The sequence below is a fragment of the Pseudoduganella sp. genome, assembly GCF_041914865.1.
In the GTDB taxonomy this organism is placed as follows: Bacteria; Pseudomonadota; Gammaproteobacteria; order Burkholderiales; family Burkholderiaceae_D; genus Rugamonas.
This window is the reverse complement of record NZ_JAYSCO010000023.1, coordinates 1-25,735: the sequence shown is the minus strand read 5'-3', so window position 1 is coordinate 25,735 and position 25,735 is coordinate 1. Positions and strand designations below refer to the sequence as shown.

The following is a 25,735-nucleotide window of genomic DNA, read 5'->3' as shown; positions in this document are numbered from 1 at the left end:
AGCCTAGACCAATTACTGCATCAGCTCTTTGATCACGCGCACAGGTGCGCTGCCGTAGCTGAGGAAGTCTTCGTGGAACTCTTTGAGCGAGAACTTGCTGCCCAGGGCGGCGCGGCGCTGTTCGCGCAGTTCCATGATTTCCGAGTAGCCGGAGAAGTAGCTGGTGAGCTGCACCGAGGTCAGCGTGGCGCGCCGCCATTTCTCTTTCGCTTCGGCCTGCGTCTGGAAGGCCTGGCGTGTCAGCAGGTCGAGCGCCTGCTGTTCCGTCATGCCCAGCACGTGCACGCTGTAATCGAGGATGGTGTTGGTGACGCTGCGCAGGTTCCACTTGGAATACATCAGCCACATCTCAGGCTCGTTGTTGCCGTAGCCTGACTCCAGCATCATGCGTTCGCTGTAGACCGCCCAGCCTTCCACCATGGCGCCGTTACCGAAGATCGACTTCACGATCGACGGCGACTTGTTGGCGTACACCAGCTGCGCATAGTGGCCCGGGATCGCCTCGTGCATGTTCAGGATCTGCAGGATCCAGTGGTTGTACTCGCGCAGCGTCGATTCGGCCTGCTCCGGCGTGGCGTCGTCGAGCGGCGTCACGTTGTAGTAGGTGCGGTCCTGCGGGCGGTAAGGGCCGGGCGCTTCGATGCTGGCGCCGGCCACGCCGCGCTGGTAGGCCGGGGTCTCGCGCACCACCAGCGGCTTGTTCGGGTCCAGCGTCAGCAAGTCGTTCTTGACCACCCAGTCCTGCAGCACGGGGATCTGGCGCCGGATCTCGGGGAAGAACTCTTCGCGCGAAACGTGCTTGGCGGAGAGCTTGTCGATCATCATGCCGATCTTGGCGAAACGGTCGGACGGCTTGGACTTGTCGGCCAGGTATTTGGGCCACAGTTCGTCCGTAATGCGCTCCATGTTCGACAGCAGCTGCTCGCGCGTCGCCAGCGCTTTCTGGTAGGTCTGCTCGGCGCTGCTGCCCGACTGGATGTCGAAACCGAACTTGGCTTCGTACAGCTCCTTGCCGATGCGGAAAGGCCGCGCGCCGCTCACGGCCTGCGACTTCTCCAGCTCGCCGAGCCAGGCGGCGTAAGCTTCCACCGCCATTTTTGCCGCGACGATGCGCTGCGCGAACAGCGATTTTTCGTTCTCGTTCAGGATCGAGTCCTGCGCTTGACGGTCCAGGTCCGACAGCACGGCCAGCACGCCCGGCGCCTGGGCGATGGCCAGCTGCACATGCTCACGCGTAGGGTTCTTGATGTTATTGCGCGCCGCTTCGTAATAGGCCGGCACGGCGGCGATGCGGCGCAGCAGCGTGCGCAGGCGCTGCGGCTTGGCGGCGTATTCGGTGTTCAGCACGAAGTCGATCGGGCTGGCGATGTTGTACAGCGCAGGATTCCATTCCCATTCGCGGAAGGTGGTCAGGTACCAGCGGTCGGAGTTCAGCTTGTTCTGCAGCAGGCCCAGGTCGGTGCGCTGTTTGGGCGACAGCTGGCGCGCGTCGATCTTGTTGAACTTTTCCAGCCACTGGTCGATGAAGGCGAGCTGCTGGTCGCGCGTGGCCTGGTCGGGGACGGTCAGCTGCGCGGCAGTATCGTACTTGCCCGCCGCGATGGCCGTTTCCGGATCGATGCGCCACAGCGCGCCCAGGAACTGGTTGGCCTGGTTGTCGAAGGACTTGTCCTGGCGGCGCTCCGCCGGCAAGGGCTTGCTGGCGACCGCCGGCTTGGCCTTGCTGGCTTTGGCGCCGCTGGCGCTGCCCGTTTTACCCTTGGATTTGCCGGTTTTGGACGATTTGCCGGATTTGCCGCCCTTGCTGCTTTTGCCGGATTTGCCGCTGCCGCCGGACTTCTTTTTGGACACGCTGGTCTTGGCCGGCGTGCCGGATTTCTTTTGCGTCGTCGCCGCTTCCACCGGCGCGAATGCCAGGCTCAGGATCATCGCGGCGAGAGCGATCTTGGTCTTCATCATAATCAACCTCTTCGTAGTGCAGCGTGCGAGATTATCACAAGCGGAGGGCGGCCCGCGCCCGGTCGGGGTCGAGGGCGGCAGCAGCCTTTGCAGCTTCCGCCGGCAGCCATTGCGGGAAAGGGGTCTCTTCGTCCACGTGCTTGCCGCCGGCGCTATGCACCTGCCGCACGCGCGCGGTGGCGGCGGCAGGCAGGGCGCCTGACTGCGCCAGCACTGCCAACTCGGGCCACAGGCGGCGGTGCACCAGGGTCAGTTTGCCGGCCAGCAGGCGGCACACCAGGATATCGTCGTGCTCCTGTACCTCGCCCAGCACGGCGAAAATACGCTTGCCTTCAGGGTGGCCCCACCAGCTGCCCTTGATCGGCGCACCCACAATCGCTTCCGTCAGCGTGGGCGCCTTGCCGCGCGCGGACACCAGCACCACGCCATGCTGTTCGACGAAGGCGAGCGCCTGCTGGACGTTCATTCGGCAGCTTGCCTCAGCGCGCGCAGCAGCAGCGGCTTGAGGCAGTTGCGCTGGGCCTCGTCCTTGCTTTCGCTGATGTTGACGTACAGCGGCTGCAGGAAGCCGTTCAGGTTGTGCTTGCGCGCCAGGGCGGCCTGCCTGGTGCCGGCGGCGGCGGGCTTGGCTGCCAGCGCCGCGAACCAGTTGTCCCAGTCGCTGCACTCCATCGTTTTGGCGCGCGACAGGTAGAAGACGGGGGCCATCAGGCGTTCGCCTTCGCCATAGTGATAGAAATGTTCGCCCGCCGGCGCCACCTGGCTGGCGATGGCGGCCAGTATCTGTTCGTGCTCGGCGCGTGCCAGCGCCGGGTTGAGCGACAGCTGCAGCATGATGTCGGCGCCGTGCGCCACGCCATGGCGCCAGCCCTGCTTCTCGTCGAAGCCGCGGTAGTCGCGCACGCCGCGCAGGTAGCCTGCGGCGGCGGCCACCAGCTGCGCGCGCTGTTCCGGCGCCAGGTAGGGCTTGACGCGGTCCACGCGCGCCACGTCTGCCAGCACCAGGGCGGCGAAGGGGCGCGCGAAGCCTTGCGGGTCGGGGGCGGTCAGCTGGGCGCCCAGGCGCGTGCGCAGCTCCTGCACGGTGGCGGTGTCCAGCTTGTCGGCGCGCATCCACGCTTGCAGGGCTTCGAAGGCCAGTTCGTCGCGCTCGACGGGATTGGGCGAGCGCAGGCAGGCCAGGCTTTCCAGGGCCAGCGCCTGGCGCTTTGTGTCGTCCGCCACCTGCCATTTGGCCGCCTTGGCTTCGCGCAGCGCCGCGGCCGGACATTTGTCAGCCGGACCGGCGCTGCGGCCTGCTCCAGCAGCGGCAGCGGCACCGGACGCCGCGTTGCCGCTGCCGCCGAAAGTAGTCATGAACATTGAGCCCGTCTCGCTGACGGCGTTGGCCCACGCCACGGCGGGGAGCGTAGCCACTGCTGCGGCCAGGGTGGCGCTGCGGGCGGCGCGCAGGGCGCGGGCGGGCCAGGTCGTTGTTTGCATCATGTCTCCGTTCAGAAGCGGCGCAAGCCTTCGTTCAGCATCGCCAGCATGTCTTCCGCCGTCATGCGCGCGGCGGTATCGCTGCCATCGAGCAGGCTGTCGGCCAGCTCGCGCTTGTGCGCGTGCAGTTCGACGATGCCTTCCTCAATGGTATTGCGGGCCACCAGGCGGTAAATGGTGACCGGCCGCAGCTGCCCCATGCGGTGCGCGCGGTCGGAGGCCTGGTCTTCCACGGCGGGGTTCCACCATGGGTCCATATGGATCACGTAATCGGCGGCGGTCAGGTTGATGCCGACGCCGCCGGCCTTGAGGCTGATCAGGAACACATCGCCCTCGCCGGCCTGGAAAGCGTCCACTGCCTGCTTGCGCGCCGCCATCGGCGTGCTGCCGTCCAGGTATTGGTAGCGTATCTCGTTGCGCTCCAGGTGGGCGCGGATCAGCGCCAGGTGGTCGACGAACTGGCTGAACACCAGCACCTTGTGGCGGTTCTCCAGCAAGCCCTCCAGCAGGCGGGCAAAGGCCGCCAGCTTGCTCGATTCCAGGCGCAGGGTTGGCGCCACCAGGTTCGGGTTGCAGCAGGCGCGGCGCAGTTTCATGATCTCGGCCAGGATCTGCATCGACTTGCGGTCGGCCGGGCCTTCGATGGCGGCCAGGTTCTCCAGCGCCTCGCGCCGCAGCGATTCGTACAGCGCGGTTTCTTCCGCCGACAGATCGACTTCCAGCACGATCTCGGTGCGTGCCGGCAGCTCGGTCAGCACCTGCGCCTTGGTCCGGCGCAGCACGAACGGCCCGATCAGGCGGCGCAGGCGGTTGCGCGCGCCGACTTCGGCGCGGTGGTCCTGCTGGCGCTCGATCGGCCCGGCGAAGCGCAGGTTGAACTGCTCATGACTGCCCAGCAGGCCGGGATTGATGAAGCGGAACAGGTTCCACAGCTCGCCCAGGTGGTTTTCCAGCGGCGTGCCGGTGGCCACCATCTTGAAGTCGCCCTGCAGCGCCATGACGGCCTGCGAACGCTTGGTGGCGGCGTTCTTGATGGCCTGCGCCTCGTCCAGCACGATGGTGTGCCATTTCTGCCTGGTGAAGCGCTCCGATTCCAGCTGCAGCAGGCCATAGCTGGTGACCACCAGGTCGAACGGCCCGGCATTGCTGATGATGTCGTCGCGGTCGCCGGTGGCGTACATCTTCACGTTCAGGGTCGGCGCAAAGCGCGCCGCCTCGCTGGCCCAGTTCAGGCAGACCGAGGTCGGCGCCACCACCAGGGTCGGGCCGCGCGGCGCGCGCAGCAGCACCAGGGCCAGTGCCTGCAGCGTCTTGCCCAGGCCCATGTCGTCGGCCAGGCAGGCGCCCACGCCCCAATGCGCCAGGCGCGCCAGCCATTCGAAGCCGGCCAGCTGGTAGTCGCGCAGCTCGGCCTGCAGGGTGCTCGGCAGCTGCGGCGTGTAGGCGGCGCTGGCCTCGATGCGCAGCAGGTGCTCGCGCCACATGGTGTCCGCTTCCAGCATGCCGACGTCGTTCGCCAGCTCCTCCAGCACGAAGGCGGCCAGGCGGTGCACCTTCATGCCGGCGTCGTCGTCCTCGCCGTAGGTGGCCAGCTCGGACAGGCGGCGGTGCAGTTCCTCCGACAGGGCCAGGAATTCCTTGTCGCCGAGCTGGATGAAGCGGCTCTTGCTGGCGCGGATCATGTCGAGCAGCGAACGCAGGTCGAGCACGCGGTCCTCGTCCACCACCAGCTGGCCGCTGGCGGCGAACCAGTCCTTCTTGCTCTTGATGTTCAGCTTGAGCTGCTTGGTGTAGACCGGCTTGGACAGGCGGAACGCCTCGCCCTCGGGCCAGGCCAGCACCACCTTGTCGGCGTCCTGCGCCTGCAGTTCGGCCAGCAGCTGCAGGCACAGGGCCGGCTCGCCCAGCAGCCATTCGCCGTGCTCCTCGGTGGCCTGCTCCAGCACTTCGCACTTGAGCACCAGCTGGCGCTCGGCGTCGCGCTCGCCGGCCAGGTTGCGGCGCGCCTGCACCGACCGGCCGTTGACGTCGGCGATCACGTTCTCGGCACCGGCGCCAGGCGCGTAGTAAGGGCCGGCATCGCGCAGCGGGCGCACCTGGATCTGCATTTTCAGGCCCTGCTGGTAAGGCAGCAGGTGGATGTGCAGGCGCGGGTCGGCGTCGCATTGCTCGGTGTTGGCGGCGCCGCCGCCGATGTCGGACTGCACGGTGACCATGGCCGATACCGCGCCGATGGCTTTCAGCACCTGGTCCTTCGCATGCTCGGGCACCGCCAGGCCGTCGCCGACGATGGCGGCGATGCGGCGGTGCTCGTCCTGCACGCTGACCACGCGCAGCCGGTTGGGCGCCTCGCGCACCACGATCACGTTGGCGTTCAGGTTGTCGATGGCCGGCTGCAGCGACAGGTGCAGCTGGCCCTTCACGGTGCGGATCAGCAGCTGCGGCGCGCCCGCCTGCAGCTCGACGCGCGTATCCGGCGCGTCCATCCAGAACACCAGCGGGTGGCCCACCAGGGCCAGCACGGCCTGGTCGATGTCGATGTCGTAGCGCAGGCCGGAAGAATAGGCCTGGCGCGCCGGCAGGATGGCGCTGCTGATGCGCAGGTCCTGCGGCGTCAGGTACTCCATCTGCGCCGCGTCGTCGCGCAGGCGCTTGAGCGCCACCGGGCGTCCCTTGCCCCAGCCGCCGCGCAGGTCGCGCTTCTGTTCGCGCGGCTCGATTTCCGCAATGCCCTGCCGCTCGCCGTAGCTGACCACCCACACCAGGCGCATTTCGCCGCCGCTGTCGGCGCCGCCCTGCTGCAGGTTGATCAGGGCCGCCAGCTGGCGTTGCCACGCTTCCTGGCGCTCGAACCAGGCCGCCATGTCGCTGAAGCCGAGCTGCTCGCGCCAGGCGGCCGCGCGCGCCGCCGCGGCCTCGTCGCCCAGGTGGCCGAGCAGGCTCTCGGCGCCGGCCGCCAGCAGCAGGAAGCCGGCCGCCTCGGCCGCCTGCGACAGGTCCTGCAGTTCGGCGTGGCGCTGCTTCAGCTGCGGCAGCGCGAGCCAGTAGTACAGCATGGACTGGAACATCTGCGCCTGCAGCGGCGCCTCCCACGCGCGCTGGGTGACCAGGTCGGCCTGCATGGTGCCGGCGCGGATCTGGCGCAGCATGCTCAGTTGCTGGTACACCGCGCTGTCGGCGTTGTGCTGGGCGTGCACCGCCAGGTCGAGGTAGCTTTCGGCCGATTTCAGGTGCTTCGGGTCGCCGTTGCGCAGCAGGGCCAGCACGTACAGGTGGCCGGCGATGCCCTGGAACAGGTGCTTGCGCTTGCCCGATTCGCGCCGGATCGATTTCAGCGCCGCTTCAAAGCCGGCGATGGCGCCGTTCACGTCGCCGCGCAGCACCAGGACCGCGCTGGCGAAGCATTGCGCCAGGGCGCCGTCCATCCCTTCCAGCAGGCGCGTGGCCTCGGCCAGTTTGCCGCACAGGATGGCGTGCTCCGCCAGCGCCAGGCGCAGCGCCGGACTGACGCCCTGCTCGGCAGCCTGGCGCCGCTGCAGGTGGCGCTCGGCATAGCCGCGCACCAGCGGCGCCAGCGCCGGCTCGCGCTGGGTGTGCTGCACCAGCAGCATCAGCACGTCGTCCTGCAGCAGCGGGTGCACCAGCAGCAGCATGCCGGCTTCGAACGGGCGCGAGAAGATATCGACGATGGGGTTCAGTTGCGCCGCCTCGTAGCACACCATGCAGGCCGTCAGCAGCGGCAGCACGTCCTGCGGCGGGCGGCCGCGCAGCAGGGCCATGCGCAGGCGCGCCACGCCGTGGCGGTAGCTGCGCGGCTCGTAGGCGCCGTTCCAGTTCTGGCGCATCGGGTTGAGCGCTTCGTAGGCCTTGCAGATGTCGTCCAGCAGGTGGGCGCCGATGGCGGCGCGGATGGCCGGCCAGCGCAGGCGCGCATTGCACACGTAGCCGCGCCCCACCACCGAGGTGGTAAAGGCCAGCCGTTCCAGCTTGAGCAGCGGGTCGTCCAGCGTCAGCGCGGTGAAGGGCTGGCCATCGGTGTCGGTCACGCCTGCGGCCACCATGTGGTCGAGGATGGCGGTACGGCCGACCGGGTCGCCCACCAGTGCCAGCAGAGCCAGGATGGCTTTCTCGGGCTGTGCGAGCGCCTCGAACTCGGCCAGCAGGGTGTCGCTCATGCAGCCAGGCCGAACATGCGTTGGTAGAAGGCCAGCTCGGCCTGCAGCGTGCGCACGATGGTGTCGGCCTTGCGGAAGCCGTGTCCTTCGCCCTCCAGTTCCACGTATTCGACCGGGATGCCGCGCTGGCGCAGCGCATTGACCATCGCTTCCGATTGCTGCGGCGGCACCACCTTGTCGTCCAGGCCCTGGAAGAAGATCATGGGGCGCGACAGGCGCTGCGTGTGGTTGATAGGCGAGCGCGCGGCGTAGACGGCGTCGGCCTGCGCTTTCGGCGCGATCAGGTATTCGTTGTAGTGCGATTCGAACTTGTGCGAATCGTCGTCCAGGCCCTTCAGGTCCGACACGCCGTAGTAGCTGGCGCCCAGCTTGAACACATCATGGAAGGTCAGCGCGCACAGCGTGGTCAGGCCGCCGGCGCTGCTGCCGCGGATGATCAGCCGTTCGCCATCGGCCAGGCCCTGCGCCACCAGGTGGCGCGCGCCGGCGATGCAGTCCTCCACGTCAACGATGCCCCACTGGCCCTGCAGCGCATCGCGGAAGGCGCGCCCAAAGCCGGTGCTGCCGCCATAGTTCACGTCCAGCACGCCGAAGCCGCGGCTGGTCCAGAACTGGGTTTTCAGGTTCAGGGTGCTGGCCGCCATGCCGGTCGGGCCGCCGTGGCTGATCACGATCAGCGGCGGCTTTTCGCCGGCCGGCGCGCGCGCGTCCTGGTTGGCTGGCGGGTAGTAGAAGGCATATGCCGTGCGGCCGTTGGCGCTGGGGTAGCTGATGCTCTCCGGGACGGACAGGTAGCCCAGCGCGGGCAGTTCGGCGATCGAGCGTTCCAGCACCGCGCGCTCGCCGGTGGCCAGGTCGATGCGCGCGATCTCGGCGGCGATGGTCGGGCTGCCGGCCAGCACCACCACGAAACCGTCGCCCACGCGCAGTTCACGGATCTCCTGGTAGGGCGTGTCGATCGGCTCCAGCGCCGCGCCGCCAGCGCGCAGGCGCGCCAGCTTGCTGACGCCTTGTTCAATATAGCTGGCGATGACGTCGCCGCCGGCGCCAAAGCCGTACAGGGAATTGCCGAAGGTCCAGTGCGGGGTGGCGAACTCCGCCTCCATCGGGCACAGCGCCTCGGCTGCGCCGTCGCGCAGGCGGTACAGGTTCCACCAGCCGCTGCGGTCCGATACGAAATGCAGCACGCCGGATGGCGACCATTCGGGCTGGCAGATCGATTCCTGCGGCCCGCCGGCCACGCGCGTTGGCGTACCAAGGCAGCCATCGGCCTGCACCTCGGCCACCCACAGCTCGGTGCCCTGCCACGGCATGCGCGGATGGTCCCAGGACAGCCAGGCCAGGCGGCTGCCGTCCGGCGCCAGGCGCGGCGAGGAATAGAAGTCGTTGCCCATCACGAGCACGCGCTCGCCGCCGTCGAAGCCCACCGCGCAGATGGTATTCACCGGCTGCGCATGCGAGCCGTCGTCCTCGGGGTGCTGCTCGCGCACCGCGACCAGGCGCGCGCGCGCCGCATCGATCACGAAATCGGCAAAGCGCTGGCGGCCCGGCGAGGTGAAGGCCTCGGCCGCGCCACCGGCGCCGGGCGCCAGGCGGTACAGGCGGTTGTCGGCATGATGGGAGAACACGACCACCCCATCGGCCACGGCATAGGCGCCGCCGCCGTACTCGTGGACGCGGTTGCGCACATTGAACGGCTGCGGCGTCAGCTCGCCGGCCGGGGCGGCGGCGCGCTTGCGCATCAGGGTGGTGCGGCCGCCTTCCGCAGCGCGCCCGGCCAGCCAATAGATATCCGCCCCGTCCAGCATGACCGAAGACAGCGGCGTGGCGCCTGCGGCGACAACGCCAGCGCTGATCGGCGAAGGCCAGGCGCCATAAGGCGCGGTGGAGGTGGATGTCATTGGGTCTCCAAAACGCATAAAAACAGGGCAGGGATGCGATAATAACGCCTTTCTACCTGCTTTAGATTGTCTTTCATGCCACAATTTGCCCAGCTGAAGAACGATACCTTCCTGCGCGCGCTGCTGCGCCAACCGACCGAGTACACCCCGGTGTGGCTGATGCGCCAGGCGGGCCGCTACCTGCCGGAATACCGCGCCACGCGCCAGAAGGCCGGTTCCTTCATGGGCCTGGCCACCAATCCGGACCTGGCGACCGAAGTCACCCTGCAGCCGATCGACCGCTATGCGCTGGACGCGGCCATCCTGTTCTCCGACATCCTGACGGTGCCGGACGCGATGGGCCTGGGCCTGTATTTCGTGGAAGGCGAGGGCCCGAAATTCGAGCGCCCGCTGAAAACGGAAGCGGACGTCAAGGCATTGCAACTGCCGCCAGCCGGCTCGCTGGACTATGTATTCAAGGCCGTGACCCAGATCCGCACCGAGCTGAATGGCCGCGTGCCGCTGATCGGCTTCTCCGGCAGCCCATGGACGCTGGCCTGCTATATGGTGGAAGGCCAGGGTTCGCGCGAGTTCCACACCATCAAGAAGATGATGTACGCGCGCCCGGACCTGATGCACCACATCCTGGACATCAACGCGCGCGCCGTGGCGGAATACCTGAACGCCCAGATCGATGCCGGCGCCCAGGCGGTGATGGTGTTCGATTCCTGGGGCGGCGCGCTGGCGGACGGCGCCTACCAGCAGTTCTCCCTGAAATACATGCAGCAGGTGGTGAGCCTGCTGAAGCGTGAAAAAGACGGCGTGAAAATCCCCGCCATCGTGTTCACCAAGGGCGGCGGCCACTGGGCCGAGGAAATCGCCGCCATCGGCGCCGACGCCATGGGCCTGGACTGGACCGCCAACATCGGCAAGATCCGTGCGCTGGTGGGCCACAAGATGGCCCTGCAAGGCAATATCGACCCGGCCATCCTGTTCGCCAACCCGGAGCAGATCGCGGCCGAGGTGCGCCGCGTGCTGGACAGCTACGGCCCGCACAATACCGGCCACGTGTTCAACCTGGGGCATGGCATTTCCCAGTTCACCCCGCCGGAATCGGTCTCGGTGCTGGTGCATACCGTGCACAGCTACAGCCGCCAGCTGCGCGGCGCCTGATTGCAAGACGGCTCAGCAAAAGGGCGCTGCGGCGCCCTTTTTTATTTCAGCAGAAGCGACTTATGCACAAAATTTTTTGCTGCGGAAATAACAGGCAGCTGCCGGAACTCCCCTCTCAGGCGACTTGTAAGTTATTGATTTTAAAGCTCAAAAAATTTTCTGCTTTTGTCAATGTTTTGGCTTTTGTAAACCTTATCCAAGGGGGAAGACAGGCTTGCCAGTCCATTCTCCACAAAGTTATCCACAAAAACTGTGGAAAAAAGCCAAAAGCGCTTAGTAAACCGGCACTTAGTCGAATTGCGTAGGAATTGTCCGAGCCCCATGTTGCATTGCATAATTTTTCACCAACATTTTGGGTGACCAAAACGGTTGCGGAAACACAAACCTTGCAGCAGGCGCATGTGTACAATGGCTGGCTCGGTATTGTGGTGCAGCAGGCACGATTTCCCCGCGATGCACCGCAAAAAAAGCTTGATTTCAGGGGAAATCTGGTCCTTAAATAGCGCACTTATGCACAGAGCGTGGAAAAATATGCGCTTTCTGGCTCTCCTAGGGCGCATATTCTAAGTGATTGAATTTAAAAGGGAAAAAATTGGCTTTCCGGCTGAGTTTTCCCGACTTGCAAGCTGGGGGTTAGTGCTTGCTCAGGATTCCAGCGGCTTTGTTCACAAAGTTATCCCCAGATTCTGTGGATAGTTAAAAAACTTCAACTGATAGGCCTGGATGGCGCACTGCATTCTCCGAATTGCCCTCGATACGCCGCTGAATGCGGTCTTTGATTACCGCTGGGATACCGCTCAAACCGGCCGACCGCATGTAGGACAACTTGCCATGGTGCCGTTCGGCCCGCGTGAAGTGGTCGGGCTGATTGTGGATATCCTGGATGAAACCGACGTACCCGAGGAAAAGCTGAAGGATGCGCTGGCCGTGCGCAGCCAGCTGGCCCCGCTCTCGCCGCAATGGCTGGCGCTGGCCGGCTTTGCCGCCGAGTATTACCAGCGCCCGCTGGGCGAGGTCGCCCTGCCGGGCTTGCCGAAGAACCTGCGCGTGGTGGCCACGGTGGCGCTGGACCGGGCCATCAAGAAGCTGGGCAAGATGGAGCTGCCGCATGATCCGGCGCCGGTCGCGGCGCCGCCCCTGAACGCGGGGCAGCAGGCGGCCGCCGACGCCATTGCCGGCGCGCGGGGCTTCGCGCCCTTCCTGCTGTACGGCGTGACCGGCAGCGGCAAGACCGAGGTCTACCTGCAGGCTTGCGCGGAAGTGCTGGCGCGCGAGCCGCAGGGTCAGGTCCTGGTGCTGGTCCCGGAAATCAACCTGACGCCGCAGCTGGAGTCGAACATCCGCGCGCGCTTCCCGGGCGTCATGCTGTCCACCCTGCACAGCCGCCTGTCGGAGGGCGAACGCATGCTGCACTGGCTGGCCGCGCATGAAGGCAAGGCGCGCATCGTGCTGGGCACGCGCCTGTCCATCCTGGCCTCGCTGCCGAACCTGCGCCTGATCGTCATCGACGAGGAGCACGATCCCTCGTACAAGCAGCAGGAAGGCCTGCGCTATTCGGCGCGCGACCTGGCCGTATGGCGCGCGCACCAGCTGCAGATCCCGGTGGTGCTGGGCTCCGCCACGCCCTCGCTGGAAAGCTGGCACCACGCGCTGAAAGGGCGCTACCGCAAGCTGGAGCTGCGCGAACGCGCGGTGCAGCAGGCGGTGCTGCCGTCCGTGAAGCTGATCGACACCTCGCGCCGGCGCGGGCAGGAGGGCTTGAGCGAGCAGCTGGTGGACGCGCTCCGGCTGCGCATGGAGCGCGGCGAGCAATCCCTGCTGTTCCTGAACCGGCGCGGCTATTCGCCGGTGATCACCTGCGAATCCTGCGGCTGGGTCAGCGAGTGCAAGCGCTGCACCGCGACCATGGTGCTGCACAAGACCGACTACCGCCTGCGCTGCCACCATTGCAGCCTGGAGATGCGCATCCCGCGCCACTGCCCGACCTGCGGCAATATCGACCTGCAGCCGCTCGGGCGCGGCACCCAGCGCATCGAGGAAAGCCTGCAGGAGCTGTTCCCGCAGGCGCGCGTGCTGCGCATCGACGCCGACAGCACGCGCCGCAAGGGCAGCGCGCAGGAAGCCTTCGACAGCGTGCACCGGCAGGAGGTGGATATCCTGGTCGGCACGCAGATGGTCGCTAAAGGGCACGACTTCAAGAACCTGACGCTGGTCGGCATCATGAATCCGGACAGTTCGCTGTTCTCGCAGGACTACCGCGCCAGCGAGCGCCTGTTTGCGCAGCTGATGCAGGTGGCCGGGCGCGCCGGGCGCCAGGGCGGCAGCGAGAGCGAGGTGCTGGTGCAGACCAGCTATCCGCAGCACCCGCTGTTCTCGGCGCTGGTGGCGCACGACTACGACTACTTCGCCAACGCGCTGCTGGGCGAGCGCGAAATGGCCGGCCTGCCGCCCTTCCTGTACCAGGCCATCCTGCGCGCCGAGGCGCGCGAGCTGGAACTGGCGCTGGAATTCCTGCGCGCGGCGCGCGGCCTGGTGGCGCACGACGGCATCACCATCAATGACCCGATCCCCATGAGCATGGCGCGCGTGCACAATATGGAACGCGCGCAGCTGCTGGTGGAATCGGCCTCGCGCCCGGCGTTGCAGGCGTTCCTCAAAGAGTGGATGCAGGCGCTGCGCGAACAGAAGACGCGCATCAAGTGGTCGCTGGAAGTCGACCCGGTGGATATCTGACTGGAAGACCGCTTAAGGCTGCACCAGGTAGCGCCGCGCGGTGCCGATAATCTGCTCGGCCAGCGCGTGCGTGAACGGCGTATCCAGCTCCCACGCATGCCAGTCCAGCTCGACGTCGATAAAGCGCCCCGGCAGCAGGTCGACCAGCGCCCCCTGCGCCAAACCCTGCGCCGCCTGCAGGTAGGGCAGCAGCCCATACGCCAGCCCGTTGAACACCGTATCGTTCAAAGCCGTCGACAAAGGCAGGGTGTGGTGCGGGAAGGGCCGCACATAGCCTGCCTCGCGCGCCAGGAAGCGCGCCATCAGGTCGCGCTCATGCACCACGGCCGGCGCCAGCGCAAGGGCATCGGCGCCCACGCCGTCGCCGAACCAGTGCGCCGCGAAGGACGGTGCCGCCACGCACACATAGCGCATGGCCCCCAGCGCCGTGGCCGACGAGCCGGCAGCCGCCGGCAGCGGCACTTCACCGCGCGCCGCCACGCAGCCGAACACCGCGCCCTCGCGCATCAGGTGCAGCGCCGCGTCGCGCCCGGCGCATTCCACATCGACCTGGCAGCGCGGCGGCGACAGCAGGGGACGCAGGGCGAGCGGGAACCAGGTCGCCAGGCTGGCGGCATCGACAGCCATGGCGATTTCCGGCATGCTGGTCTGGTGTCCCAGGTCGATGTCGAGCGCTGCCTCCATCAGTTTGACGTTACGGTAGTGCGAAATGAGGCGTTGGCCCAGGCCGGTCGCTTCGGCGGGCGAGCCGCGCACGATCAGCAGTCGTCCGACCGCGTCCTCGAGCGCTTTGATACGCTGGGATACGGCCGGCTGGCTGATGCCCAGCGCGTTGGCCGCCTTTTCGAAGCTGCCTTGGCTGGCAACGGCATCCAGCACCGCCAGCGCGCGGTAGTCCAGATTTTCCATAAGGTATGCTTATATATGCTTGAAAAGATAAGTCATACTAATGCATTAATCATGGCGGAGGCAAGATGGAAACCATCCAGTGCGATGTGGCGGTGATCGGGGCCGGAACGGCCGGGCTAAGCGCTTATCGGGCCGCGCGCAACGCCGGCAAACACGCGGTGCTGATCGAAGACGGCCCGCACGGCACCACCTGCGCCCGCGTCGGCTGCATGCCCAGCAAACTGCTGATCGCGGCGGCGGAGGCGGCGCAAGCGGTGCGCGAGGCGCCGGGCTTCGGCGTGCTTCCCGGCCCGCTGGCCATCGACGGCAAGGCCGTGATGGCACGCGTACGCAGCGAGCGTGACCGCTTTGTCGGCTTCGTGCTGGAGAACGTGGCCGCCATGCCGGCCGCAGACAAGCTGCACGGCCGCGCGCGTTTCATCGCCCCCAACCGGCTGCAGATCGGCGCCAACCTGGAAGTGGCGGCGCGCGCTGTGGTGATCGCCACCGGTTCCAGTCCCGACATCCCGTCCGAATGGGCCGCCGCCGGCGCGCGCGTGATCAACAGCGACGCCGTGTTCGAATGGACCGACCTGCCGCGCTCCGTGGCGGTGATCGGCGCCGGCGTGATCGGGCTGGAGCTGGGACAGGCCCTGCACCGCCTGGGCGTGCGCGTTGCCGTGGTGGCGCGCAGCAACGGCGTGGCGCAGCTGAAGGACCCGCAGGTGCTGGCCGCCGCCGCGCAGGCGCTGAGCGAGGAACTCGACATCCGCTTCCGCACCGAGGTGGCGGGCATGGCGCGCGCCGCCGACGGCGTGGAACTGCGCACGCGCGACGCCCACGGCGCCGAGCGCGTCGAGCATTTCGATTACGTGCTGGTGGCCACCGGCCGCACGCCCAACGTGCACGGACTGGGCCTGGACCACACCGGGCTGGCGCTGGACAAACGCGGCGTGCCCAAGTACGACCGGCACACCATGCAGTGCGGCGGCAGCGGCATTTTCATCGCCGGCGACGCCAGTGCCGACATCCCGGTCCTGCCGGAAGCGGCCGACCAGGGCAAGATCGCCGGCGCCAACGCCGCCAGCTATCCCGCTGTGAAGCCCGGCCTGCGCCGCACGCCGCTCGCCATCACCTTCTGCGAGCCGCAGATCGCCACCGTGGGCCAGGGCTACAAGGAGCTGTCGAACGGCCGCGAACCGTTCGCGATCGGCGCCGTCAGCTTCGACGACCAGGGGCGCAGCCGCGTCATGCGCCAGAACAAGGGCATGCTGCGCGTGTATGCGGAATATGGGAGCGGGCGCTTCCTGGGCGCCGAAATGGTGGGGCCGCGCGCAGAACATATCGGCCACCTGCTGGCCTGGGCGCACCAGGCCGGGCTGACGGTGGCGCAGATGCTGGATATGCCGTTCTACCACCCGGTGGTGGAGGAAGGCCTGCGCACCGCCCTGCGCGGCCTGGCGCAGGAGCTGCAAAAACCGCCGCCCCCGCCCAAGCCGGTGCCGGACTGCACGCCCGGCTGCTGATTAATTGAGCGAGGCGTCGAGCCGGCCCTGGCTGGCCAGCTCGCGCACCACGCGGATGGTGTCGAGGTCCGACTCCTTGTAGGCGGAGCGGCGGAAATCGTCGTACATCTGGTTGGCGGCGTCGGTTGCCGCGTCGTGGCCGTCATCGTACTGGAAGCGCACGAACAGGCGGTCCGGCTGCGGCATTTCAATCGTCATGGTCAGGCTCGATGCGCTGATGTCCTTCTGCGCCGGCACGTTGTAGCGCACGACGTAGGGTTCGTGCAGCTCCACCACGTCCTCGATCACCACTTCGCCGTAGCGCAGGCGGCGCGCGAAACCGGTTCCCGTGCGCTCGCTGATATCCGCCTCGTCCAGGTGCGGCACGAACAATTTCGGCGACTCCGCGCGCAGCACCAGGCCGCGCCACAATTGCAGGTGGCTGATGGTGTCGGCCAGCGGATTGAGGATGTCGTTCACTTCTATCAAATGTTCAAATTTCATAACACTTAGTCCTGCTGTATTTGGGGCTTGGATACCACTATATTCTGTACAATGCCGGGATGTCCAATGCACCCCAGTTCGGCCTGAACGGCCCCCAGAGCGAAGCCGTGCTCTATCTCGACGGCCCTGCCCTTGTACTGGCGGGGGCCGGCTCGGGCAAGACACGCGTCATCACGCAAAAAATCACCCATATGATCGAGGATCGCGGCTACGACCCGCGCACGATCGCCGCGCTCACCTTTACCAACAAGGCGGCGCTGGAAATGCAGGAACGCGTCGGCAAAATGCTGAAGCAGCCGAAACAGGCCAAGCTGCTGACCGTCTGCACCTTCCACTCCCTCGGCGTGCGCATCCTGCGCCAGGAATGTAACCATCTGGGGCTGAAAGACCGCTTTTCAATCATGGACAGCGACGATTGCTATTCGCTGGTCCAGGATCTGGCCATCACCACCGACAAGAACCTGATCCGCAGCATCCAGAACGACATCTCGCTGTGGAAGAACGGCCTGGTCACGCCGGAAGAGGCACTGAAGCAGGCGCAGACCGAGGACGAGGCGCAGTCGGCGCGCATCTACGGCAGCTATATCGCCACCCTGGCGGCTTACCAGGCGGTCGACTTCGACGACCTGATCCGCCTGCCGGTGGAGCTGTTCCGCAACCACGACACGGTGCGCGACAAGTGGCAGCGCCGCCTGCGCTACCTGATGATCGACGAATACCAGGATACCAACACCTGCCAGTACGAGCTGGTGAAGCTGATGGTGACGGGCCTGGGCAAGAAGCCGATGTTCACCGCAGTGGGCGACGACGACCAGGCCATCTACGGCTGGCGCGGCGCCACCATGGAAAACCTGGCGCTGCTGCAGGTCGACTTCCCCGACCTGAAGCTGATCAAGCTGGAACAGAACTACCGCTCCACCACCCGCATCCTGCAGGCGGCCAACGCGGTGATCCAGAACAATCCCAAGCTGTTCGAAAAGTCGCTCTGGTCCGAGCTGGGCATCGGTGAACCGATCAAGGTGCATTCCATGCCGAACGAGGAGCAGGAAGCGGAGCAGGTGGCGATCATGATTTCGGCCGACCACTTCGAGCGCAAGAACAAGTGGTCGGACTACGCCATCCTGTACCGGGGCAACCACCAGGCGCGCGTGATCGAGCAAGCCTTGCGCACGCAGCGCATCCCGTACACGATCTCGGGAGGGCAGAGCTTCTTCGACAAGGCGGAGATCAAGGACATCATGGCCTACCTGCGCCTGATGGCCAACCCGGACGACGATCCCGCTTTCATCCGCGCCGCCACCACGCCGCGCCGCGGCATCGGCCAGTCCACGCTGGAAGCGCTCGGCTCCTTCTCCGGCAAGTGGCAATGTTCGCTGTTCGAAGCCGTCTTCAAAGGCGGCATCGAAGCGGTGCTGCAGGAGCGCCAGCTCAAGCCCCTGCAGGACTTCTGCAACTTCATCCTGGAGCTGGAGTCGCGCGCCACACGTCCCGGCCCGTCCGGCAGCGGCGACAACGCGGCGCAGGTGCTGGACGACCTGATGGAAGGCATGCACTACGAGCACTACCTGTACGACTCGTTCGAGGAGCGCGCCGCGCAGAGCAAGTGGCAGAACGTGCTGGACTTCGTCAATTGGCTGAAAGACCGCGGCCGCGGCGGCAAGGACCGCGACGGCGAAGAGAAGAACGTGCTCGAGCTGACCCAGATGGTGGCGCTGATGTCCATGCTGGAAGGGAAAGACGAGGAGCCGGATGCGATCCGCATGTCCACCCTGCACGCCTCCAAGGGCCTGGAGTACCCGCACGTCTTCCTGGTCGGCGTGGAAGAAGGCATCCTGCCGCACAAGGGCGACCCGGACGCGCCGGTGGAAACCCTGGGCCAGCGCATCGAGGAAGAACGGCGCCTCATGTACGTCGGCATTACGCGCGCCCAGCGCACCCTGCAGCTCACCTGGTGCAAGAAGCGCAAGCGCGGCGGCGAGCATGTGCAGTGCGACGTGTCGCGCTTCATCGCCGAAATGGCGCTGGACGTGGGCGACGCACCGCCCAAGGAAACCGAAATCCTCTCGCCGCGCGAACGCCTGGCGCGCATGAAGGAGCTGTTGTCCACGCCGAAGCCTGCCCCGACCTGAGTGCAATGAAGAAAAAAGTAGTGGTTTTGCTTGCGGCAAGCATTTCGCTCGGTTGGGCGCAGGCGGAGACGAAGAAATGCGTCCCCAGGATTGAGCAATTCAAGAACCTTGACCAATTAATCGGCTATGAGGGCAAATGCCTCGAAGCGTTGGCAATGGGCGAAGACCGCACCCGCGAATGCGGCGGCGTGGCGACCAGCATTGTCCAGAGCGACGGTAAGCGAATGTTCGTTTTCCAAGCGATGGAGAATATCCGCTGGACTTACATCGGAACTCCGGGCGACGCTGCCAATGTCGAAAATGAGCAACACTACGTGCTAGGGGAGCTCATGATTTCCAATTCCGACCAGGGCAGGAAGCCGGTACTGGCAAAAGTGGACCCTGGCGGTGCCTGCATTGTCAGAAGCGCGGTGAATTCGGGGCATGAGCTGGAATGCTCTGCGACGCTCAGCGAATTGCGTTTTGCGTTTTCCATCAAATTCAAGGCATCGGCTCCGCCGGACATCGACAACATTTGCAAATAATGCGCAGCACCCCGTGCTAGGATGGAAGCTCTTCCTTTGAACAGGAGGCTCCAATGTTTTTACGCACTTGCCTGCTTGCTGCCCTGGTGAGCGTTGCGCCGCTAGCGTCTGCCGCGGATGTGGTGACCAAGCCTGAAGCCGAGGCCATGGTGAAGAAAGCCCTGGGCTATCTGAAGGCCAACGGCCCCGACAAGACCTTCGCTGAAATTAATAAGAAAGACGGACAGTTCGTCGACCGCGACCTGTACCTGGTTGTCTACGGCAATGACGGTGTGGTGCGCGCGCACGGCGCCAACGCCAAGATGATCGGCAAGAACCTGATGGAGTTGAAAGACGTCGACGGCAAAGCCTTCGTCAAGGAGCGCGTCGACATGGCGAAGAAGAAGGTCCCGTTCTGGCAGGACTATAAATTCAACAACCCGGTCACCGGCAAGATCGAACCGAAAACCATGTACTGCGTGCCGGAAGAGGACATGATCGTCTGTGGCGGGGTCTATCTGAAGTAAGGCTGCGCTGCATCAAACTGGCGTGCGTCCAGCGCACGCCGGCTGGCGGGATAATGGTGGCAACGGGAGCCGCCATGCCGAACAGTATCGACCCGCTCGACTACGAAGAACGCCTGACCCAGGCCGGGGTGCCGGCCGAGCAGGCGCACGTGCACGCCGAGGCCATCGGCCAGGTCAAGACCGAGCTGGACGCTATCGACGAGCGCGCCAATGGGATGCGCATTGAATGCAAAGTTGATCAAGGCTTTGCCAAGATTGAAAAAGATCTTGATGCGCTGAACACCAAGATCGACACTGGCCTGGCCAAGCTCGACGCCAAGATTGACACTGGCCTGGCCAAGCTTGACGCCAAGATTGACACTGGCCTGGCCAAGCTTGACGGCAAGATCGACACTGGCTTGGCCAAGCTTGACGCCAAGATAGACGCCGGCCTGGCCAAGCTGGACGCCAAGATCGATCGCAACCGGGCTGAACTTGAAGCCAGGATCGAGAAAGCCAAATGGGAAACCATTTGCTGGACGATCGGTATCGTCATCGCCGTTTGCTCCCTGCAAGGCGTCATCATCGTCAATGTTCTGCGCTAGCCGGTAAAATGCCCGCTTTACCCGAAAGCAGGAGCCGGCAGTGGACAGCGAAGAACGTTTTGTCAACATTGAATTGAAACTGGTACACCAGGAAGACCTGGTGGAGTCGCTCAACCAGCGCGTCTACGAGCAGCAAAAGCAGATCGACATGCTGGAAGACCTGGTACGCGCCCTCGCCGAGCGCGTCCGCACCTCGACCCTGGCCAACCAGACCCCGCTCAACGAGCGCCCGCCGCACTACTGATCCTGCAACGTTTCGATACGCAGCGCAGCATGACTTTGCCCAGCAGGGTTGCTATCATCTGGCGCTCCGAAACATTACAAACAGGAGAGAGAATGTTCCGTCCGAAAATGCTGGTGCTGGCCGCCAGCCTGGCTGTTGCCGGTGTAGCAAGTGCCGCCCTGCCGGCGTCCAACCCCTTCGCCGAAGTGTCCAAGCTGCCGCTGAACTACCCGGCCTTCGACAAATTCAGCAACGACACCTACGGCCCGGCCTTTGAAGAAGGCATGAAGGAGCAGGCTGCCGAAATCGCCAGGATCGCCAACAACAAGGCTGCGCCAACGTTTGAGAACACCATCGTCGCGATGGAACGCTCCGGCCGCCTGCTGGACCGCGTCAGCTCCGTCTTTAGCAACCTGTCCGGCGCCAATACCAACGACGCATTCGAAGCCCTGAACCGCGAGCTGGCGCCCAAGCTGTCCGCGCACAGCGACGCGATCCGCCTGAACGAAAAGCTGTACGCCCGCATCAAGACCCTGTACGACAAGCGCGACATGCTGAAGCTGGACCCTGAATCCAAGCGCCTGCTGGAGCGCTACCACACCGATTTCGTGCGCGCCGGCGCCAAGCTGTCCGCCGCCGACAAGGAAAAGCTGAAGGCCTACAACTCGCAGCTGGCCGCCCTGTCCACCACTTTCAGCCAGAACGTGCTGAAGGAAGCCAATGCATCGGCCCTGGTGGTAGACACCCGCGAAGAACTGGCCGGCATGTCCGACAAAGCCATCGACGCCGCCGCTGCCGCCGCCAAGGCCAAAGGCATGGAAGGCAAGTTCCTGATCGCCGTCTCCAACACCACCGGCCAGGCCCCGCTGGAAGTACTGACCAACCGCAGCACCCGCGAACGCCTGCTGGCAACCTCGCTGGCGCGCGGCAGCCGCGGTGGCGAATTCGACAACCGCGACGTCGTTCTGAAGATCACCAAGCTGCGCGCCGAACGCGCCGCGCTGCTCGGCTATCCATCGCACGCCGCCTACCAGCTGGAAGACCAGACCGCGCACGATACCGATGCCGTCAACAAGCTGCTGGCCGAACTGACCAAGCCAGCCGTGAACAACGCGCGCAAGGAAGCGGCCGATATCCAGGCCGTGATCGATGCCGAAAAGGGCGGCTTCACCAACGCCGCGCAGGACTGGGCCTACTACACCGACAAGGTGCGCCAGGCCAAGTACGCCTTCGACCAGAACCAGCTGAAGCCTTACTTCGAGCTGGATAATGTGCTCAACAACGGCGTCTTCTTCGCCGCCACCAAGGTGTTCGGCATCACCTTCAAGGAACGCAAGGACCTGCCGGTGTACCACCCTGACGTGCGCGTGTGGGACGTGTTCGATGCCGACGGCAAGCAGCTGGCCATCTTCCTCGGCGACTTCTACGCGCGCAGCAACAAGCGTGGCGGCGCCTGGATGAATGCCTACGTGTCGCAGTCCAAGCTGATGGGCACCAAGCCGGTGGTGGCCAACCACCTCAACATCCCCAAGCCGACCGCCGGTGAGCCGACCCTGCTGACCTACGACGAGGCGCGCACCCTGTTCCACGAATTCGGCCACGCCCTGCACGGCATGTTCTCCGATGTGAAATACCCACGCTTCGCCGGCACCCGCGTGCCACGCGACTTCGTGGAATTCCCGTCCCAGGTCAACGAAATGTGGATGACCTGGCCGGAAATCCTGAATAACTACGCCAAGCACTACCAGACCGGCGCCCCGATGCCGAAGGAACTGCTGGACAAGGTGCAGGCGTCCGCCAAGTTCAACGAAGGCTTCCGCACCACCGAGTACCTGGCAGCCTCCATCCTCGACCAGCGCTGGCACCAGCTGCCGGCCGACAAGATCCCGACCGACGTGCTGGGCTTCGAATCGTCCGTGCTGAAGGAAGCCGGCATCGACTTCGCGCCGGTGCCGCCGCGCTACCGCACCACCTACTTCTCGCACGTGTTCGCCGGCGGCTACTCGGCCGGCTACTACGGCTACCTGTGGTCCGAGAAGCTGGATGCCGACACCGTGGAATGGTTCACCGAAAACGGCGGCCTGTCGCGCAAGAACGGCGACCACTTCCGCAAGGCGCTGCTGTCGAAAGGCGGCACCATGGACGCGATGCAGATGTACCGCGAGTTCCGCGGCCGCGATGCCAAGATCGACCCGCTGCTGGAACGCCGCGGCCTGAAGTAAAGGCGGCGGCCAGGCGCTTGACCTGTCCATGGTAGACAGCTTTATGCTACTGCCATGGACGATCAAACCTTCCTCCGCAGCCTGGAAAACTGCACGCTGCCCGCGCAGCAATTCAACCACGCCGGCCATTTGCGGCTGGCGTGCCTCTACCTCGCACAGCACCCGCTGGACGAGGCTGTGGCGCGCACCTGCGCCACCATCCGCGCCTACGCCCGCCACCTGGGCGCCGCCGACAAATACCACGCCACCATCACCGTCGCCCTGGTGCGGCTGGTGCATGCGCTGGGTCCGGCCGCACTGGACGATGCGCGCGCCGTGCTGGCGCTGCACTACAGCCCGGAGCTGCTCGCCTCGCCCGCTGCGCGCGCCGCCTTCGCCGCACCCGACCGGGCGCCGCTGCCATGAACAACGCCGCCACCCTCAGCATTGGCCAGCTGGCGCGCCGCTGCGGCATCTCGCGCAGTACGCTGCTGTATTACGAGGCGCAGGGCTTGCTGGCGCCGCGCCGCAGCGCGGCCGGCTACCGCCGCTACAGCGAGGCCGACGTCGCGCGCGCCGAGCAGGTCCGCGCCTGGCGCGCCACCGGCATGGGTATCGATGCCATCGCCGCGCTGCTGCAGGATGGCGGCCGGCACGGGCCGATCGAACAGCGCCTGGCGCAGATCGCCGCCGACATGGCGCGCCTGCGCGAACAGCAGGAGGTGCTGCTGCGCGTCCTGGCCGGCGCCGCCGGTGGACGCCGGCCCGACCCGCGCGCCGCCGCGCCCGGCCCCGGGGCGGGCGGCCTCGACAAGGCCGGCTGGAGCGCCCTGCTGCGCGCGGCAGGCCTCGACGACGACGCCATGGCGCGCTGGCATGCCTTGTTCGAGCAGCAGGCGCCGCAGGCGCACGCCAGCTTCCTGCGTTCGCTCGGCCTGCCAGCCGCCGAAATTGAGCGCATCCGTAGCTGGTCGCGGCGGATGGGTGTATAAATGGGGTATAGCCACTTCAACGGGGAAGCACCATGGAAACCAAGCTGAAGGAGACCTTGCGCCAACTGCACGCCACGCTGGCCCACCACGGCCCGGTCGACGAGGAATTACAAGACTTGCTGCGCCAGCTCGATGGCGACATCAAGCACATCCTCGAGCAACCGCCCGAGCCCGAGGGCGGCACCAGCACTTACGGCCTGGCCGAGCGCACCCAGGAAATCACCGCACAATTTGCTGCCAAGCATCCGGCGCTGGAGCCGACCCTGCGCGAGTTGACGCGCATCCTGGGCAATATGGGCATATAAAAAGGCGGGCCGCAGCCCGCCTCCGGTAGGGAACCCGGGGTTATGCCGGCCATGGGCCGACCCCCGGGAGGCTGGCCTTATGGGAAGGCCAGCAAGGGCGGTTCTTCACCGCCAAAGTTGAAGTCAGGATGACGTTTGGCGATCATTTCCTCGATCTCCTTCATGCGCCGCACTGGCACGTCTACCATCATCAAAACCTGACCCTGTTCAATCCTTTCCGCGTACTGCTCCAGCTTTTTATTGGGGATTGCCGCCGCATTCATGCCGCTGGCCCAGCCGCCGAACAGCGCACCGCCCAGCATGACCAGCAAGATGGTCATGGCGCGCAGCGTCAGCCCTTCGGGAGGGAAAGCCACCAGGAAGATACCGGCGCACAAGCCCACAATCCCGCCAATGGCGATCCCCAGCTTGGCGCCGTGGACCAAATCGGTTTTCATCAGGAAATTGCAGTCTGGCATGTCATCAGGCAGGGTGCCTTCTTTCGCCAGGAAGTGGATATGCCGTTCTTCGATGCGTGCCAGCAGCAGCTCGTCCAATTCTGCGCGGGCGGCCTTAACGTTGGGAAGCATGTAATACAGTCTGCGTCGCATGATTTACGCTCCATGGAAGACGTTGTATACCCGTTATAGCAAAAATGGCACGATGTTCAATGGGATTTTGCCCGCGGCGGCTTGCCGGAACGTCACAAGTTACTGAAACTTAAAGGTTTTTTGTGGGCCGTAGCGGGCGAAAGCCAGCGATTTCCGGTACAATGCCGGGATGAATCCCCCTACCAATCTTTTCGCGGCCGTCGCCAAGCGGTCTGCGCGTGCTGCCGCTGTCCCTTTCCTGCCCATGTCCCGTGCGGAGATGGAAACCCTGGGCTGGGACCAGTGCGACATCATCCTCGTGACCGGCGACGCTTACATCGACCACCCAAGCTTCGGCATGGCCCTCGTCGGCCGCCTGCTGGAAGCGCAAGGCTACCGCGTCGGCATCATCGCGCAGCCGGACTGGAATTCGGCCGAAGCCTTCCGCGTGCTGGGCAAGCCGCGCCTGTACTTCGGCATCACCGCCGGCAATATGGACTCCATGGTCAACCGCTACACGGCCGACCGCAAGATCCGCTCCGACGACGCCTACACCCCGAACGGTGAACCGAACAAGCGCCCGGACCGCGCCGTGACCGTGTACGCCCAGCGCGCGCGCGAAGCCTTCCCCGGCACCCCGATCATCATCGGCTCGATCGAAGCCTCGCTGCGCCGCATCGCCCACTACGACTACTGGTCGGACAAGGTGCGCAAATCGGTGCTGACCGAATCCAAGGCCGACCTGCTGATCTTCGGCAACGCCGAACGTGCCCTGGTCGACCTGACGCGCCGCCTGGACATGGGCGAGAAGATCAAGGACATCAAAGACCTGCGCGGCACCGCCTTCCTCGTGCCGCACGGCTGGCTGCCCTCGGAAGAATGGGCCGTGCACAACTCGACCCGGGTCGACGTGCCGGGCCGGGTCGACCCGCATCCCGATCCTTACGCCATGGCCAAGGAAGACAAGAAGGAATGCGCGACCGAGAACGCGGCGCCGGAACCGACCGTCAAGCCGATCGTCATCATGACGCGCGAAGAGCGCCTGGCCGCCGCCAAGGAAAAGCACAACAAGACCGTGGTGCGCCTGCCATCGTACGAGGTGGTGAAGGACGACCCGGTGATGTACGCGCACGCCTCGCGCGTGTTCCACCTGGAATCGAACCCGGGCAATGCGCGCGCGCTGGTGCAGAAGCACGGCGACCGCGACGTGTGGATGAACCCGCCGCCGCTGCCGCTCGCCATGGATGAAATGGACGGCGTGTACGACCTGGAATACAGCCGCGCCCCGCACCCAAGCTACGGCAACGCCAATATCCCGGCCTGGGAAATGATCCGCTTCTCGGTCAACATCATGCGCGGCTGCTTCGGCGGCTGCACCTTCTGCTCGATCACCGAGCACGAAG

Annotated in this window: 22 protein-coding genes; 14 read left to right on the top strand and 8 right to left on the bottom strand. The window is 65.5% G+C overall.

Annotated features, from left to right (window positions below; translation table 11 throughout):
* Positions 1-12 precede the first annotated feature (12 nt).
* The 5 genes from ACE3TQ_RS12865 to ACE3TQ_RS12845 are packed head-to-tail and all read right to left on the bottom strand — an operon-like array spanning position 13 to position 9,517.
* A complete protein-coding gene (locus ACE3TQ_RS12865) occupies positions 13-1,959 on the bottom strand; it encodes a DUF885 domain-containing protein (protein ID WP_374582619.1) in 1,947 nt (648 codons plus the stop codon).
* 34 nt (positions 1,960-1,993) lie between these two features.
* Positions 1,994-2,425: a hypothetical protein gene (locus ACE3TQ_RS12860; RefSeq protein WP_374582618.1), complete on the bottom strand. Its 432-nt coding sequence runs from the start codon at positions 2,423-2,425 to the stop codon at positions 1,994-1,996.
* The gene (locus tag ACE3TQ_RS12855) at positions 2,422-3,444 is read right to left on the bottom strand and encodes a DUF2785 domain-containing protein (RefSeq protein ID WP_374582617.1); all 1,023 of its coding nucleotides are present in this window, start codon (positions 3,442-3,444) and stop codon (positions 2,422-2,424) included. Before ACE3TQ_RS12855 ends, ACE3TQ_RS12860 begins: the two co-directional genes overlap by 4 nt.
* Positions 3,445-3,452: 8 nt before the next feature.
* Positions 3,453-7,616 (bottom strand): DEAD/DEAH box helicase, encoded by a 4,164-nt coding sequence (locus ACE3TQ_RS12850; protein ID WP_374582615.1) that lies wholly within the window; start codon positions 7,614-7,616, stop codon positions 3,453-3,455.
* Positions 7,613-9,517 (bottom strand): prolyl oligopeptidase family serine peptidase, encoded by a 1,905-nt coding sequence (locus tag ACE3TQ_RS12845; protein ID WP_374582614.1) that lies wholly within the window; start codon positions 9,515-9,517, stop codon positions 7,613-7,615. Before ACE3TQ_RS12845 ends, ACE3TQ_RS12850 begins: the two co-directional genes overlap by 4 nt.
* A gap of 75 nt (positions 9,518-9,592) precedes the next feature.
* Here ACE3TQ_RS12845 and hemE point away from each other — a divergent pair, with 75 nt between their 5' ends.
* The 3 genes from hemE to ACE3TQ_RS12830 all read left to right on the top strand — a co-directional run bounded on the left by hemE (position 9,593) and on the right by ACE3TQ_RS12830 (position 13,402).
* On the top strand, positions 9,593-10,669 hold the full coding sequence (hemE, locus tag ACE3TQ_RS12840) for a uroporphyrinogen decarboxylase (RefSeq protein ID WP_374582613.1): 1,077 nt from the start codon (positions 9,593-9,595) through the stop codon (positions 10,667-10,669).
* Positions 10,670-10,977: 308 nt separating this feature from the next.
* Positions 10,978-11,172 (top strand): hypothetical protein, encoded by a 195-nt coding sequence (locus ACE3TQ_RS12835; protein ID WP_374582612.1) that lies wholly within the window; start codon positions 10,978-10,980, stop codon positions 11,170-11,172.
* 220 nt (positions 11,173-11,392) lie between these two features.
* Positions 11,393-13,402, top strand: coding sequence for a primosomal protein N' (locus ACE3TQ_RS12830; protein WP_374582611.1), 2,010 nt, complete (start codon positions 11,393-11,395; stop codon positions 13,400-13,402).
* A gap of 12 nt (positions 13,403-13,414) precedes the next feature.
* On the opposite strand, the gene ACE3TQ_RS12825 is transcribed toward ACE3TQ_RS12830, so the two are convergent.
* A complete protein-coding gene (locus ACE3TQ_RS12825) occupies positions 13,415-14,311 on the bottom strand; it encodes an ArgP/LysG family DNA-binding transcriptional regulator (RefSeq protein WP_374582609.1) in 897 nt (298 codons plus the stop codon).
* A gap of 65 nt (positions 14,312-14,376) precedes the next feature.
* On the opposite strand from ACE3TQ_RS12825, the gene ACE3TQ_RS12820 reads away from it, so the two are divergent.
* A complete protein-coding gene (locus tag ACE3TQ_RS12820; protein WP_374582608.1) occupies positions 14,377-15,816 on the top strand; it encodes a dihydrolipoyl dehydrogenase in 1,440 nt (479 codons plus the stop codon).
* Here ACE3TQ_RS12820 and ACE3TQ_RS12815 read toward each other — a convergent pair whose 3' ends face one another.
* Entirely contained in the window at positions 15,817-16,299 is a 483-nt protein-coding gene (locus ACE3TQ_RS12815) for an SRPBCC family protein (protein ID WP_374582607.1), read from the bottom strand. It abuts the gene before it with no gap.
* Between the two features lie 59 nt (positions 16,300-16,358).
* Between ACE3TQ_RS12815 and ACE3TQ_RS12810 the strand changes: the two genes are divergently transcribed.
* The 9 genes from ACE3TQ_RS12810 to ACE3TQ_RS12770 all read left to right on the top strand — a co-directional run bounded on the left by ACE3TQ_RS12810 (position 16,359) and on the right by ACE3TQ_RS12770 (position 23,763).
* Positions 16,359-18,428, top strand: coding sequence for a UvrD-helicase domain-containing protein (locus ACE3TQ_RS12810; RefSeq protein WP_374582606.1), 2,070 nt, complete (start codon positions 16,359-16,361; stop codon positions 18,426-18,428).
* A 5-nt stretch (positions 18,429-18,433) separates the two neighbouring features.
* The gene (locus tag ACE3TQ_RS12805) at positions 18,434-18,952 is read left to right on the top strand and encodes a hypothetical protein (RefSeq protein ID WP_374582605.1); all 519 of its coding nucleotides are present in this window, start codon (positions 18,434-18,436) and stop codon (positions 18,950-18,952) included.
* A gap of 53 nt (positions 18,953-19,005) precedes the next feature.
* Positions 19,006-19,458 (top strand): cache domain-containing protein, encoded by a 453-nt coding sequence (locus tag ACE3TQ_RS12800; RefSeq protein ID WP_374582603.1) that lies wholly within the window; start codon positions 19,006-19,008, stop codon positions 19,456-19,458.
* Positions 19,459-19,532: 74 nt separating this feature from the next.
* Positions 19,533-20,042, top strand: coding sequence for a coiled-coil domain-containing protein (locus ACE3TQ_RS12795; protein ID WP_374582602.1), 510 nt, complete (start codon positions 19,533-19,535; stop codon positions 20,040-20,042).
* 40 nt (positions 20,043-20,082) lie between these two features.
* Positions 20,083-20,286 (top strand): SlyX family protein, encoded by a 204-nt coding sequence (locus tag ACE3TQ_RS12790; RefSeq protein WP_374582601.1) that lies wholly within the window; start codon positions 20,083-20,085, stop codon positions 20,284-20,286.
* Positions 20,287-20,378: 92 nt separating this feature from the next.
* A complete protein-coding gene (locus ACE3TQ_RS12785; RefSeq protein WP_374582600.1) occupies positions 20,379-22,487 on the top strand; it encodes a M3 family metallopeptidase in 2,109 nt (702 codons plus the stop codon).
* 54 nt (positions 22,488-22,541) lie between these two features.
* A complete protein-coding gene (locus ACE3TQ_RS12780; RefSeq protein ID WP_374582599.1) occupies positions 22,542-22,892 on the top strand; it encodes a hypothetical protein in 351 nt (116 codons plus the stop codon).
* Positions 22,889-23,458: a MerR family transcriptional regulator gene (locus ACE3TQ_RS12775; protein ID WP_374582598.1), complete on the top strand. Its 570-nt coding sequence runs from the start codon at positions 22,889-22,891 to the stop codon at positions 23,456-23,458. The genes ACE3TQ_RS12780 and ACE3TQ_RS12775 overlap by 4 nt, the downstream gene beginning before the upstream one ends.
* Before the next feature lie 32 nt (positions 23,459-23,490).
* Positions 23,491-23,763, top strand: a complete 273-nt coding sequence (locus ACE3TQ_RS12770; RefSeq protein ID WP_374582597.1) for a DUF4404 family protein — start codon at positions 23,491-23,493, stop codon at positions 23,761-23,763.
* 77 nt (positions 23,764-23,840) lie between these two features.
* Here the strand turns inward: ACE3TQ_RS12770 and ACE3TQ_RS12765 are convergent, their stop codons facing one another.
* Positions 23,841-24,353: a DUF1269 domain-containing protein gene (locus tag ACE3TQ_RS12765; protein WP_374582596.1), complete on the bottom strand. Its 513-nt coding sequence runs from the start codon at positions 24,351-24,353 to the stop codon at positions 23,841-23,843.
* A gap of 244 nt (positions 24,354-24,597) precedes the next feature.
* On the opposite strand from ACE3TQ_RS12765, the gene ACE3TQ_RS12760 reads away from it, so the two are divergent.
* Positions 24,598-25,735: YgiQ family radical SAM protein (locus ACE3TQ_RS12760; protein WP_374582595.1), on the top strand; the 1,138-nt coding region annotated here is incomplete at its 3' end.